The 13,008-nt window shown below is 72.4% G+C and carries 10 protein-coding genes; 3 read left to right on the top strand and 7 right to left on the bottom strand.

The features are described from left to right. Window positions 1-60: 60 nt before the first annotated feature. Genes ACFRAV_RS30510 through ACFRAV_RS30500 form a run of 3 tightly spaced genes read right to left on the bottom strand, consistent with a single transcriptional unit; the run spans window position 61 to window position 3,898 of the window. Window positions 61-1,632: an APC family permease gene (locus ACFRAV_RS30510; protein ID WP_382560595.1), complete on the bottom strand. Its 1,572-nt coding sequence runs from the start codon at window positions 1,630-1,632 to the stop codon at window positions 61-63. Beyond that, window positions 1,629-2,483 carry a universal stress protein gene (locus ACFRAV_RS30505; protein ID WP_382560592.1) on the bottom strand — a complete coding sequence of 285 codons (855 nt, stop codon included), beginning with the start codon at window positions 2,481-2,483 and terminating at the stop codon, window positions 1,629-1,631. Before ACFRAV_RS30505 ends, ACFRAV_RS30510 begins: the two co-directional genes overlap by 4 nt. Beyond that, window positions 2,480-3,898 carry a flavin monoamine oxidase family protein gene (locus tag ACFRAV_RS30500; RefSeq protein ID WP_382560589.1) on the bottom strand — a complete coding sequence of 473 codons (1,419 nt, stop codon included), beginning with the start codon at window positions 3,896-3,898 and terminating at the stop codon, window positions 2,480-2,482. Before ACFRAV_RS30500 ends, ACFRAV_RS30505 begins: the two co-directional genes overlap by 4 nt. 149 nt (window positions 3,899-4,047) lie before the next feature. On the opposite strand from ACFRAV_RS30500, the gene ACFRAV_RS30495 reads away from it, so the two are divergent. Then, window positions 4,048-4,698 carry a TetR/AcrR family transcriptional regulator C-terminal domain-containing protein gene (locus tag ACFRAV_RS30495; protein WP_382560587.1) on the top strand — a complete coding sequence of 217 codons (651 nt, stop codon included), beginning with the start codon at window positions 4,048-4,050 and terminating at the stop codon, window positions 4,696-4,698. Window positions 4,699-4,859: 161 nt separating this feature from the next. Continuing rightward, on the top strand, window positions 4,860-5,570 hold the full coding sequence (locus tag ACFRAV_RS30490; RefSeq protein WP_382560584.1) for a LysE family translocator: 711 nt from the start codon (window positions 4,860-4,862) through the stop codon (window positions 5,568-5,570). A gap of 78 nt (window positions 5,571-5,648) precedes the next feature. Here ACFRAV_RS30490 and ACFRAV_RS30485 read toward each other — a convergent pair whose 3' ends face one another. Continuing rightward, window positions 5,649-8,660 (bottom strand): carbohydrate binding domain-containing protein, encoded by a 3,012-nt coding sequence (locus ACFRAV_RS30485; RefSeq protein ID WP_382560580.1) that lies wholly within the window; start codon window positions 8,658-8,660, stop codon window positions 5,649-5,651. Between the two features lie 468 nt (window positions 8,661-9,128). Between ACFRAV_RS30485 and ACFRAV_RS30480 the strand changes: the two genes are divergently transcribed. Beyond that, window positions 9,129-9,551: a hypothetical protein gene (locus ACFRAV_RS30480; RefSeq protein ID WP_382560577.1), complete on the top strand. Its 423-nt coding sequence runs from the start codon at window positions 9,129-9,131 to the stop codon at window positions 9,549-9,551. A gap of 60 nt (window positions 9,552-9,611) precedes the next feature. Here ACFRAV_RS30480 and ACFRAV_RS30475 read toward each other — a convergent pair whose 3' ends face one another. The 3 genes from ACFRAV_RS30475 to ACFRAV_RS30465 form a co-directional block, all read right to left on the bottom strand. After that, window positions 9,612-10,472 (bottom strand): helix-turn-helix domain-containing protein, encoded by an 861-nt coding sequence (locus tag ACFRAV_RS30475; RefSeq protein ID WP_382560575.1) that lies wholly within the window; start codon window positions 10,470-10,472, stop codon window positions 9,612-9,614. A 151-nt stretch (window positions 10,473-10,623) separates the two neighbouring features. Then, window positions 10,624-11,823: an MBL fold metallo-hydrolase gene (locus ACFRAV_RS30470; protein WP_382560572.1), complete on the bottom strand. Its 1,200-nt coding sequence runs from the start codon at window positions 11,821-11,823 to the stop codon at window positions 10,624-10,626. Between the two features lie 237 nt (window positions 11,824-12,060). Next, window positions 12,061-12,888 (bottom strand): SGNH/GDSL hydrolase family protein, encoded by an 828-nt coding sequence (locus ACFRAV_RS30465; protein ID WP_382560569.1) that lies wholly within the window; start codon window positions 12,886-12,888, stop codon window positions 12,061-12,063. Between the last annotated feature and the right edge of the window lie 120 nt (window positions 12,889-13,008).

The raw sequence follows: 13,008 nt of genomic DNA, 5'->3' as shown, positions 1-13,008 counted from the left end.
GTTCCGCCGAGACCGACGCGTCTCGGCGGAACCGGCCCGCGGGGTCCGGCCGGCCGGGCGTCAGTCCGTGCTCCGCGCGTCCGTGCGCGGAAGGATCTCGCCCCGGAAGAACCCGGGCCGGCGCAGCCGCTGCGCGATCATCACGACGACGCCCAGCAGCAGCACGCTGACGCCGAGGATGAAGACCAGGCCGATGCCGCCGATCTGCGATCCGGAGCCGTACGACGGGTCCATCGAGTCGTAGCAGGTCTGGACGAAGAAGATCAGGAGCAGGATGCCACCGGTGCCGGGCAGCAGGCCCTTCATGAGGAAGGCCTTCGGACCGCGGCCGAGCTCCTTGCGGAAGTACCACACACAGGCCAGTGCGGTGATGCCGTAGTAGAAGCAGACCATCATCCCGAGCGCGGTGATGGTGTCCCACAGGACGTCCTCGGACAGCACCCGCATGACGGCGTAGAAGGCGGAGGCCACCAGCGCGGCCGCGACCGTGGCGTAGCCCGGGGACTGGAACCGCGGGGTGATGCGGGCGTAGGCAGGCGGCAGTGCGCCGTAGTGGCCCATGGCGAGCATGGTGCGTGCCGGGGACACGAACGTCGACTGGAGGGACGCGGTCGACGAGGAGAGCACCGCGAGGGACATCAGGATGGCGGTCGGTCCCATCACCGGGCCGGCGAGTGCCGCGAAGACGTTCTCCTGGATGTCGGCGTTGCCGAGTCCGTGCGCGCCGTCGCTGATGCCGGAGTAGCTGAGGACGCCGAGCGCCACCGCCATGTACAGGGCGACGATGACCAGGATGGTGGTCAGGGCGGCCCGCCCGGGCGTGGTGGCGGACCCCTTGGTCTCCTCGTTGAGGGTGAGGACGACGTCCCAGCCCCAGTAGATGAAGACCGAGAGGGAGATGCCTGCGGCGAAGGACGAGAAGGAGTCGACCGCGAAGGGGTTGAACCAGTCGGCCCGGATCGAGGAGGCGTCGAAGGCGGTGCCGTCGCTCACGTGGCCGAAGGCGGCGACGGAGAACCAGATGAGGACGCCGACCTGGAAGGTGACCAGGACGTACTGGACCGCCTTGGTGGTCTCGAGCCCGCGGTAGGAGATCCAGCAGGCCAGGGCCATGAAGACCAGGCAGGTGGCGACGTTGAGCGGGACGTTGCGGGTGAGGTCGGCCAGGCCGTCGTCGCCCGTCACCTGGGCGAGGAGCAGGTAGAAGAAGTCGACCGCGATGCCGGCCAGGTTGGAGAGCACCAGGATGGTCGCGGCCAGCAGGCCCCAGCTGCCCATCCAGCCCACCCACGGGCCGAAGGCGCGCGAGGCCCAGGTGAAGGTGGTGCCGGCGTCCGGCATGGCCCGGTTCAGCTCGCGGTAGCCGATGGCGACCAGGAGCATCGGGACGAAGCCGACGAGGAAGATCGCGGGGAGCTGCTCCCCGACAACGGCCGCCGTGGGGCCGAGCGCGCCCGAGAGCGTGTAGGCCGGGGCGATGCAGGAGACGCCGATGACGACCGCGCCCAGGAGCCCGACGCGGCCTTTCGCCAGCCCTTTGCCGCCGTCCGCGGCACCGTCGCCGCCGCCGTTGCCGCCGTCGTTGCCCCCGGAGGCGGTGGCGCCGGCTGCCTGAGTGGTCGTCGCTGTCATCGCGGTTCTCCGTCCGTGTGCGGCACGACCACCATGGGGATGGGCAGGTGCCGGAGGATCCTGGCGGCCGTGGTGCCGAGGAAGGTGCGCCGTCCCGGCGCGAGGCGTGAGGAGCCGATCAGCAGGACGCCGCGCGGGTCCCAGGCGATGGACTCGACGGCCTGCTTCATGGTCCGGCCCTGTCCGATCTCGACCCGGGCCCGGCCGTCGGTGAAGCCCTCCGCGGCGGCCGCGATCAGTTCGGTGGCGCGCCGGCGGGCGGGCTCCTCGGCGCCGTGCTGTTCGTCGAGCTCCAGCAGCGAGACGAGGTGCAGGTCGAGGCGGGCGCGCCGCGCGGCCTCGACCGCCTCACGCACCACCAGCTGGGCCCCTGGACGGGTGCCGACGGCGCAGTAGACGCGGTCGAGCAGCCTAGGCGACTCGTGACGGCGGGGCACCAGGGCGACGGGCACCGGCGAGGCGTGGAGCAGCTGGGTGGCCACCGGCCCGACCGTGAAGCCGGGGCCGCCGCCGGACGCCGTGCCGACCACCACCAGGCGGGCGTCGAGGTCCGCCGCGGCCTCCAGGATCCCCTGGGCGACGGACCGGTGCCGGCGGAGGTGGGTGTGGACCGGCACGCCGGAGGGGACCGACGCCCGCGCCTCGTCGAGCCACTGCCGGGCCTGGTGCTCGACCAGCGACTCGACGTCCGGGGCAGGCGGGTACGTCGCGCCGAAGGGGGCGTCGGCGCGGACCACGAGCACGATGTCGAGGACCGCGCCCAGCGACCGGGCGAGGTCCGCCGCGGTCCGCAGGGCGATCGCGCTCCGCTCGTCACCGCCGTAGGCGACGACGTAGTGCGGGGCGCTCACGCGGACTCTCCTCGGGACGTGTCCGCGAGCCGGGACGTGTCCGCGAGTTCGTCCAGCAGTTCCTCGGCGGTGAGCCGGCCGATGCGCAGGGCTCCCTCGACGTGCAGGTAGCCCTCGGCGGCCAGGTCGGAGCTGGCCCAGTGGATCGGGCCCACGGGGGTGCGCTGGTCGGCGCCGTACCGGCTGAGGCCGCCGAGGTCGAAGGTCGCGCCGTAGGCGCCGCGGGTCCACTCCTCGCTGCCCCAGTCGGACTCGTGGTAGACGACCGGCTCGAGGGCCCGCTCACCGAGGTAGACGGCGACCGACTCGAGGATGCGGCGACGGCGTTCGGCGGCCGGCAGCGCGAAGACCTCGTCGGCCCTCTCGTCGGAGACGAAGCCGACCAGGGTGCCGCGGGTGTCGCCGTGGTTGGTGTTGTCGTACACCTCCTGGACGAGCTCGCCGGCGCCGAAGCCGGTCCCGGACAGGCCGTCCGCACGCCAGAAGGGCGTCTCGTAGACCGCGTGCACCTTGATCACCAGGCCGAGCGAGAGGTGCTGGTGGAGCTGGTGCTGACGACGGGGCAGCGGCGGGTCGAAGGAGACCCGGCTGTAGAGGTTCGGCGGCACCGCCATGACCACCTTCCGGGCGCGGACGGTGACGCGGTCGGAGACGACGGTCACTCCCGCCTCTTCCCGGCGCACGGTCCGGACCGGGGTGGAGAGGTGGACGTCGTCACCGAGGGCCGCGGCCATGGCCTCGCTGACCGACTGCATGCCGCCGACCACGCGCCGGTCGAGGATGAAGTCCTCGTCGACGAGGTGGGAGAAGGAGCCGGCGGACGCCGCCATCAGGATCGCCTGGAGCGCGGAGAAGGAGTGCGCGGGCTTGGTGAGCATCCCGCCGGCGATGAAGAGCCCGATGTTCCGGCAGGCCTCCTCGTCGTCCGACTGTCCGCGGAGCCAGTGGTGGAAGGAGATCGTGTCGAGCTCGCGGGCCCGGGGGTGCGCCCACGGCTCGCTCGCGCCGATCTCGGCGGTGAGGGCGTCGAGGATCTCGATCAGCCGCTCCATCTCGGCGGCGGTCTTCTCGCCGACCGGGAAGCGGTCGCCGGTGTAGCGGGTGCGGGTGCCGTCCGGGGCGACGTAGACGGAGTCGCCTTCCCGGTGACGGGCGTAGGTCTCCAGGCCGAGCTCGTCGAGCAGGGCGAGCAGCTCGGTCTGGTCGGGCGAGACCCACTGGCCGCCGATCTCCAGCCAGGCGCCGTCCACGGTGTCGCTCCAGGTGCGCCCGCCGACTCGGTCGCGGGCTTCCAGAACGGCGACGCGGACGCCGGCCTCGCTGAGGCGGCGGGCGGTCGACAGGCCGGCCGGGCCTGCGCCGACGACCACGACGTCACGGTCGAGGGTGAGGGGAGTGGTCTGGGGGCTGTGCATGGTGCTTGGTGCTTCTTCCCGAAGGCAATATGAATGTCGCTCATTTAGCCCGGGCGGGAAGTGCCCCGTCAATAGGTCCCGGGTAAGAAGTTCATCTGCCGGACAGCCCCTGGGGGAGCGTTCAAGCGGCGTCGTGAGAGGGTGACGCGGTGACATCCTCCGACCAGCCGCGACGCCGCGGGCGCCCCACCGCGCCCCTGCTGTCGCAGGAGAAGATCACCGGGGCGGCGGTGGAGCTGATCGAGCTCCGTGGGTACACGGCGCTCACCATGGCGGCGCTGGCCCGGCAGTTGGGGGTCGCGCCCTCGGCGCTGTACAACCACGTGAGCAACAAGCGTCAGCTCCTGTTGTGGATCCAGGACCACGTCAACCGGGAGATCGACTGCTCGGACTTCGAGGCGCGCCCCTGGGACGCCGCGCTCGAGGCGTGGGCGCACTCGTACCGCGACGCGTACGCGCGGCACGCGATGCTCGTCCCCGTCATCGCGGTGACGCCCATCGCCGGATCCCCGCACACGGTCGCGATGTACGAGCAGGTCGCCGCCGGTCTGCGCGCCGGGGGGTGGCCGGACGAGCAGGTCATGGACGTCGTGGTGGCCGTGGAGTCCTTCGTCCTCGGGTCGGCCCTGGACGCGGCGGCGCCCGACGACATCTTCGACGTCCCGGCCGGCCAGGCCCCCGTGCTGGCGCGGGTGGTGGGCGCGCGGGTGGGACGCGACGCGGCCAGGGCCGCCTTCGACCTGGGGCTGGCCACGGTGCTGGCCGGTCTCCGCGACCGGCTGCGGGTCCTCACGGGGTGATCCCGCAGCATTCCCGCGCCTCCTGACCGGGCGTCGGCAGTCCCGTCCGCGCGCGGTTGGCCGGAACGCGCCGCCTTCGGCGGGTCAGGACGGGCACCCGTACCCGGGGCCGCCGCACGTGCCAGCCGCGGAGTGCGGACCGGGCGACGGAGGGAGAGCGGATGTCGGTCGACCTCGCCGGTTTCCTGGGGGTGGTGCTGGTGGCCTACCTGGTGCCCGGTCCGGACTTCCTCGTGGTGGTGCAGGCCGCCGCCGCCCACCCGGCCAAGGGGCGGGCGGCGGCCCTGGGCGCCCAGACCGGATTGTGCGTGCACATGCTCGCCGCCGCGGTCGGGCTGTCGCTGATCGCGGCCCGCAGCCCGGTGGTCTTCGAGGCGGTCAAGCTGCTGGGCGCGGCGTACCTCGTGCACCTCGGCGTCCGGGCGGTGCTGGCGGCCCGGCGCGCCGCGGGGGCACGGGCCGCCCGGCGGGATCCGGCCACTCCCCCGGCCGGCCCCGGGTGTGGCTCCGGCGATGCGGAGGTCGAGGCCGAGGCCGGCGCGAAGGCCGATGGCCTCGGCGCGGGGCGGCGTGGCCGGTGGCGCTCCGGTTTCACGCGGGGTCTGCTGACCAACGTGCTCAACCCGAAGGCGGCGTTGTTCTTCCTGAGTGTGCTGCCGCAGTTCGTGCACGGCGAGGCGTCCCCGGCACGGCAGATCTTCCTGCTGGGCGCCCTGGACGTGCTGATCGGCGTCGCCTACTGGTTCGCCCTGGTCGCGGTCGCGGCGCGGCTCCGTGCCTTCCTCGCCCGCCCGGCCGTGCGCCGCCGCTGGGAGCTGGCGACCGGCTGGCTGTTCGTCGCGATCGGTGTGGGCATCGCTGTCTCCGCCTGAACCCGCGGGGCCCCCGGCCCACGAAGCGGGCCGGGGGCCTCGCGAGCGGTGCGGCTGCTCGCCGGGGCTGCGGACGGTCTACTTCAGGTAGGGCCCAGGGGTTCCGATCCTGCCGGGTCCGTCGAGCACGTACACCCGCAGGTTGCCCTTGCCCGGGGCGCCGACGGAGAGCTTCCCGTCGGTGACGACCCGGGTGTCGCCGGTGACGGCGTCCCGGTACGTGCCGTTGGGGATGCCGCTGAAGGAGGCGGCGTGGGTGACGGTGACCAGGGCGAAGCTGTCGGTCCCGCCGGCGGTCCAGCGGCGCTTGTAGGCGATGTCGCCGCTGATGCCCTCGGTGGAGTACTGGCCCGTCTGGAGGGCGGGGATCGCCCGCCGGATCTCGTTGAGGCGTTGCAGGTGCTTGACCAGCGGCTGTTCCAGCGTGGTGGCGACCGCGCCGGAGGCGGAGTCGATCTTGCCGAACTGCGAGGCCTTCACCTCGCCCTGGAGGTGGTCGCCGTAGTAGGCGCGCCCCGTGGTCGCCAGCGGGCAGGTGGGCCCGCAGTCGATCTTCTTGCCCTTCTGGAACTCGATCTCCGATCCGTAGGAGAGGGTCGGGATGCCGCGGAAGGTCCACATCAGGGACATGTTCTCGGCCCAGGCGTCGGTGCCGCCCGTGTAGCGCTCGCCGCTCTTGTTCGGGCCGTAGTCGTGGCTGTCGACGTAGACGACGTTGAAGGTGGCGTCGTTGACCGAGTCGTCGGAGTCCTTGCCGTTGTGGAAGGCGTTGGACGCGTCGCCGAAGTTCATGTGCATGCGCATGTCGATGATGTTCATGCCGGAGAACCGGCTGTGGTCGGGCGCGTGGTAGTCGTTGCCCGCGAGGAAGGCGTTGGTGGACGTCGGCTGGGCGGCCACGCCGGCGGTGTTCTCGTACTCGTACATCTCGAGCGCGGCCTTGGCGTCGTCCGCGTCGTACTCCATGCGCTCCTTCCAGGTGAAGAACTGTGCGGAGTGGTTGACCGAGCCACGGTTCCACTTGTCGTTCACGAAGGCGCCGACCTCGCCGAAGACGAAGAAGTTCTTCGCCGCCTCGGCGCCGTGCCGCTGGGTGACGCGTTCCTGGATCGCGGGGAGGAAGCGCCGGTTCCAGGTGGTGCGCGGGACGTGCACGGCGGTGTCGACACGGAACCCGTCGACGCCCATGTCGATGTACTTGTCGTAGGCGCCGATCAGGTAGTTCTGCACCGCGGGATTCTCGGTGTTGAAGTCCGCCAGGTCCTCGTGCAGCCAGCAGGAGCGGGAGTCCTCGCCCTCCCAGTTGCCCAGCCAGCAGTTGTGGTAGAGGTCCTTCGGCCATGTGCCCGACGTGGGGCTGGGCCACTGGCAGTTGTAGATGCGGTAGCCCTCGGGCGAGGTGGACGAGGTGGCCTTGCCCCAGTTGAGGCAGGTGTTGCCGGTGGGCTGCTCGGTGGACCACAGGTCGCCGTTCCAGTAGGACTTGCCCGACTTGGGCTCGACCGTCAGACCGTCGTACTCGAAGGAGGCGTTGGGCTCGTCGTAGTACCAGCTCCACTGGGCGTCACGCACCCCGTAGTGCTTCGGTGTGAACAGCCCCTTGGCGCCCCAGCGGGAGGAGTGGTTGTAGACCACGTCCTGGTAGATCTTCATGCCCTTGGCGTGGGCGGCGTTGATGAGGTCCTGGTAGGACGCGCCCGCGGACTCCAGGCGGCGGTCGACCCGGTAGAAGTCGTAGCCGTGGTACCCGTGGTAGTCGTAGTCGGACCGGTTGAGGACCACCGGGGTGATCCAGACCGCCGACATGCCGAGGCCCTTGATGTAGTCGAGTTTCTCGATCAGGCCCTTGAAGTCGCCGCGGAACATGGGGTCGTTGGCGGCGGCGTTGCCGGAACGCTCGTGCTGGCTGCCGCCGCGGTTGTTGGAGCTGTCGCCGTCGTTGAAGCGGGCGGTGAGGACGAAGTAGATCGGGTCCTTGCGCGGGTCGGTGCCCAGCGGCTTGCCCGGTGCGGCGGCGGGGGGCCTGTCGCCGGTGGCGGCGGTGGCCGCGGCCGAGGCGGCGGAGAGGTTGCCGGCCGCGTCGGCGGCGCGGACGGTGAAGGTGTAGGCGGTCCTCTCCTCCAGGTCGGCCACCGACAACACGGTCGAACTCACGTCGGTGACCACCGTGCCCTTGCTGCCCCCCGTGCGGGTGACCTGGTACCGGGTGACCTGCCGGTCGTCGGTGGAGGGCTCCCATGTCAGCACGACGGACACGCCGTCGGCCTTGGCCGTCACCTTCGTGGGGACGGTCGGCGCCCTGGTGTCCGGCGCCTCGGCCGCGCAGGGGTCGGCGGCGTCCTTCACCACGACCCGGTCCTTCACGGTGCTCACGCCGCTGGGGAGCGTGTAGTCGCTGCCGTTGTTGTTGTCCCAGACGCCGTTGCCGTTGTTGAACACGGCCTGCATCGACGTGCCCGTGCCGAGGTCGACGGTCCTGCGCACCCAGCCCGTGCAGGCGGCCTCCATGCCGATGCCGGGCACCGCGGTCCAGGCACCCCCGGCGGGCTTGTAGTGGAGGTTGGTGGTGGTCCAGCCGACGCCGGCGGTCGAGTAGTACACCGTGGCGCTGTTGCCCTGACCCGGGCTCGGGCTCGGGCTGGGGCCGGGATCCGTGCCGTCCGCGCACGGGTCGCTGTGGGCCACCACCCCGTCCCTGACGGTGATGCTGCCGGTGCCCAGGGAGTAGTTCTTGCCGGCGTTGTTGTCCCAGGTGCCGCTGCCGTTGGTGAACGTGGCCTGCAGCCCGGCGGCCGCGCCGAGCGTCACGGTCTTCTTGACCCAGTCCGTGCAGGCGGCCTCCATCGCCACTCCGGGGACGGTGGTCCAGGAGCCGCCGTCGGGGGCGTAGTGCAGGTTGTACGCCGCCCAGTTCTTCGCCTTCGTGTAGTAGAAGACGGTCGCCGTGTTCTCGCCCGCGGCAGCCGTCGTCTCCGTCCTCGGGAAGGACGTGGCCGGCATGGCCATGAGCAGGCTGAAGGCGGCGGCCGCGGCGGTGAGGGCCGCCGCGCCAGGTCTCGGCAGCCGGCCGGGGAATATGCGTTCCGTCATGCGTGATCTCCAGGGGAACTGGGCGGCCGGGGAGCGCCGCCGTCAGGCACGAGGGCACGCCCGACCACCTCGGGGGGAGGAAGATCGGTTGAAAGTTCTGCCGGAATCTTGCTGCAAGGTTTTGCGAACGGATGGTGACAGACACTTGTCGAGCCCGTAAAGGGGTACGGCGCGCACTGGTGCACGCGCGGTCGGGGCACGCCAACTACGCGCCTCAACAGTGGAATTGATTCGGGCGCGCCCGGGCTGGAGGGAAAGGCGGTTCCGTCCCGCCGCACCCGAAACTTTCGCGGCCCGGCGGTCCGCCGACGGGAGATCTTGCCGACGTGGTCCGGCGGCCCACGTCGCACCCGCATTACCTCTGCGGTAATCGACGGTCCGCCGGCCCTGCGCGAGGGTGTGAACCGCGACGGCGCAGAACCGCTGACGCATCACCGCTGCCGACGACCTCCGAGGAGATCACCTGCCATGACCTCGACCCACGCATCGACCGCCGTCCGCCCCCAGGAGGCCGCACGGATGTGGCTGTCCCGCTTCCTCGCCCTCGACGCCGCCGTCACCGGCGCCAACGGCATCGCCTACCTGGTGGCCTCCGAGCCCGTCGGGGAGATGCTGGGGGTGGGCAGCGACCTGCTGTTCGGCCTGGGCGCCTTCCTCGTCGTCTTCGCCGTCGCTGTGGCCGTGGTGTCCACCCGGCCCTCGCCGCCCGTGGCCGCGGTGACGGCGGTGATCGAGGCGAATCTGGTGTGGACGGTGCTCAGCTTCCTGGCGCTCCTGCTGTGGCTGGACGCCCCCACCACGCTCGGCGGGGTCTGGATCCCGATGCAGGCGATGACGGTCGGAGGCTTCGCCACCCTGCAGTTCGTCGCGCTGCGCCGGTCCCGGGGCTGACCGCGGCGGCCGGCGCGGCCCGTCAGCAGCCTCGCCGCCCACCTCCCCCCTGGGGAACCTTCAGGCCTCTCCGGGGTGTGACGGTCGGGCGGCGGCGTCGTCCGCGATCGCCCGCAACGCTTGCGCCGTCTCCGGGTCGGCGGGGAGCAGGGTCTCCACCGCCAGCTCGGAGACGGTCACGTCCATGGGGGTGTTGAACGTGGTGAGCGTGGAGATGAACGACAGCAGCCGCCCGTCCAGTTCGACGCGCAGGGGAAGCGCGTAGGCGTAGGCGTCCCCGGCGGGCTGCCGGCCGTCCGGCTCGCCGCCCGGCACGGGGTAGGCGGAGACCTCCTCGTGCAGCTCGCGGAGCGAGGCCGAGGGCCGCAGCGCGAGCTGGCGCTCCAGCCGCTCCAGCAGGTGCGCCCGCCATTCCCGCAGGTTGTGGATCCTGGGGGCGAGTCCTTCGGGGTGCAGGCTGAGGCGGAGCGCGTTCATCGGCGGCCTCAGCAGGTGGTCCGGCACGCCGCGCAGCAACAGGGCTGTGCCGCTGTTGGCGGCCACCACGTCGTAGGAACCGTCCACGACCAGTGCCGGGTTGGGTTCGTAGGCGGCCAACAGGCTGTCCAGCTGGGAGCGCAGGGCCGCCATGGCCGGGTCGTGCAGCGGCCTCTCGGTGTAGACGGGGGCGTAACCGGCGGCGATGAGCAGCGCGTTGCGCTCCCGTACCGGGACCTCCAGATGCTCGGCGAGCCGCAGCACCATCGCCTGACTCGGCCTGGCACGACCGGTCTCGATGAAGCTGATGTGCCGCGCCGAACTCTCCGCCCGCAGGGCGAGCTCGAGCTGGCTGATGCGGCGCCTCCCGCGCCAGCCCCGTAACAGGGAACCGACCGTGCCGTCTCGAGTGGACCGGGTGGACCCGGGGGTGGCAGTCGTCATGGCTCCGACCGTAGCGGACCGGGCCCCGGACGATCACCGCGGTGACCTGGTGCGGTCCCCGCGCCCGCACCGCGCGGCCCTCCGGACGGCAACGGCCCCCGACGCCCGGGGAGTTCGCACCGCGCAGGGATCCGCCCCGCTCCCCCGCCGGCTACGGGCCGGCGGTGGAGGAGGCCTCGGGCCGCGGAGCCGTCCGTCGGCGCCAGTGCGGGTCGAGCGGTGCGGAGACGTCGCGCCACCACGGCTCGGCGGGCAGTTCGCCGCCCGGCGTGAAGGGCTCGCCGGGGCGCGGGAACGCCACCGGCTGACCCGCCTGGGCGGCCACGTCGTGGAGCCACTCGGCCGGCTCCGCCCACGGGTGCAGGGCCAGGTTGAAGGTGCCCCAGTGGATGGGCAGCAGCACGCCGCCGGGGCTGCCGCCCTGGAGGTCGAGGTGGGCGCGCAGGCCTTCCTCGGGCGTCATGTGGATGTCCGGCCAGTGCTCGGAGTAGGCGCCGAGCTGGATCATCGTGACGTCGAACGGTCCGAAGCCCGCGCCGATGTCGCGGAAGCCCTCGAAGTAGCCGGTGTCGCCGCTGTGGTACACGCGGTGCCGGTCGCCCGCCACGGACCAGGAGGCCCACAGCGTGTGCTGGGTGTTGCGCAGGCCGCGGCCGCAGAAGTGGCGGGCGGGGGTGGCCGTGAGGGTGAGGGAGCCGACGCGGGTGGACTCGTGCCAGTCGAGTTCGCGCAGGCGGTCGGCGGGGACGCCCCAGTGCTCCAGGTGGGCGCCGACGCCGAGCGGCACGGCGAACAGGGTGTCGGTGCCGGCCAGCGCCTTGATGGTGGGCATGTCCAGGTGGTCGTAGTGGTCGTGCGAGATCACGACCACGTCCACCGGCCCGAGCGCGGCGAGCTCGGCCGGGACGGGGTGCAGCCGGCGGGGGCCCGCGAAGCCGACCGGGGAGCAGCGCTCGCCCCATACGGGGTCGAACAGCACCCGGTGGCCGTCGATCTCGGTCAGCACGGTGGAGTGGCCGAGCCAGGTGACGCGTAGACCGTCGGCGGGCGGGGAGGACAGCTCGGCGAGGGTGCCGGGGTGCAGGGGTATCGGCCGCGCGGGTGCGCGCAGCGCGCGGGCCTCGCGATCGAGGAACCCCTTGGCGAGCTCGCGGCGCGCGGCGGGAGCGGGGGTCGTGCGGGCGGGGCCGTCCGGGTTGCGGAAGACACCGTCGGCGAAGTGGGGCGAGGCATGGATGCGGGCCAGCCGCTCGCCCCGGGGCTCGGCCCCGAAGGACTCCGGCCGCAGGCCGCGCAGCAGGGACGCCCCCGCCGCGGAGACGGAACGGGCAAGGGAACCGGTGTCGCTCACAGGTGGCCTCCAGCCGCGGCGCCGGACCGGTGGTCCGGGCCGGCGTCGTCGAATTACGTGTGTCCGCGCGGACCCTCTCCGGCAACGTCCGCGCGGGCGTCCCTGTTCCCCAGGACGCCGGGACGTGACCTCACGTTGCCCGCGGACCGCGGATCGCGGACCGCGGACACCGACGCCGCGCCGCGCCGGGCCCCGCCCGGCGGGCGGCTTCACGCCCACGCCCCGGCGGTCCTCGCGTCAGACGGCCCTGGCGAGCCAGGACTTGAGGTCGTCCAGCGCCAGCTGTCCCTTGGCGACGATCGTGTCGCCCGAGGACTCGCCGCGCAGGCGTCGCCCGATCCACGGCACCAGGTGCTCCCTCGCCCAGTGGACGTCGTCGAGGCGTACCTCGAGCATGCCGCGCTGGGGGCGCGGGGGCCAGGGCTGCTCCGGGTCGGCCGGGACCTCGAGGCCGAGGACCTGGCCGGCCCGCAGCGCCACCCGGGTGTGCCCCTCGGCGGAGAGGTGCAGGCGGTCGCTGTCCCAGGCGCGGCGGTCCTGGACGCTGCGCAGGGACCACAGGTCCAGCACCGGGCAGCCGTACCGGTCGGCGATGGCGCGGACGTGCCCGTTGTACGTGGCGATCTTCCCGCGCAGGTGCTTGAGGACGGGGACGCCGCGGGTGTCGAAGCCGGTCGCGACGAGGACGGTCCCGGCCGCGGAGGCGAGCTCCGCGACGGCCTTCTCGAAGCGCTCGGCGACGTCGTCGGGGTCGGTGCCGGGCCGCAGGATGTCGTTGCCGCCGGCGCAGATGGACACCAGGTCGGGGGCGAGGCCGCGGACCTGGGGGACCTGGTCGGCCGCGACCTGGTCGAGGAGCTTCCCGCGCACGGCGAGGTTGGCGTAGCGGAAGTCTCCCTCCGGCCTGCGGTCGGCGAGGAGGACCGCGAGGCGGTCGGCCCAGCCGACGAACGTCCCGTCGGGCCCGGGGTCCCCGACGCCCTCGGTGAAGCTGTCCCCGACGGCCACGTAGGACCCGACCGACCCGATCACTGTTCTTCTGTCATTCTTCGAATCGTCTGCCACATCGAGGCATCCTCCTCCTTCGGCTGTGAGCTACGCGACCGTAGGGAGGGGTTGACGCCGGGTGAGAAACACCACGCGTGAGGGCCGGAACACACCGAGGGCCGCACCCCCGGCAGGGGG

The sequence above is a fragment of the Streptomyces sp. NPDC056600 genome (assembly GCF_042792855.1).
GTDB lineage: Bacteria > Actinomycetota > Actinomycetes > Streptomycetales > Streptomycetaceae > Streptomyces.
The sequence above is the reverse complement of the archived record's forward strand: the minus strand, read 5'-3'. Positions and strand labels throughout refer to the sequence as shown.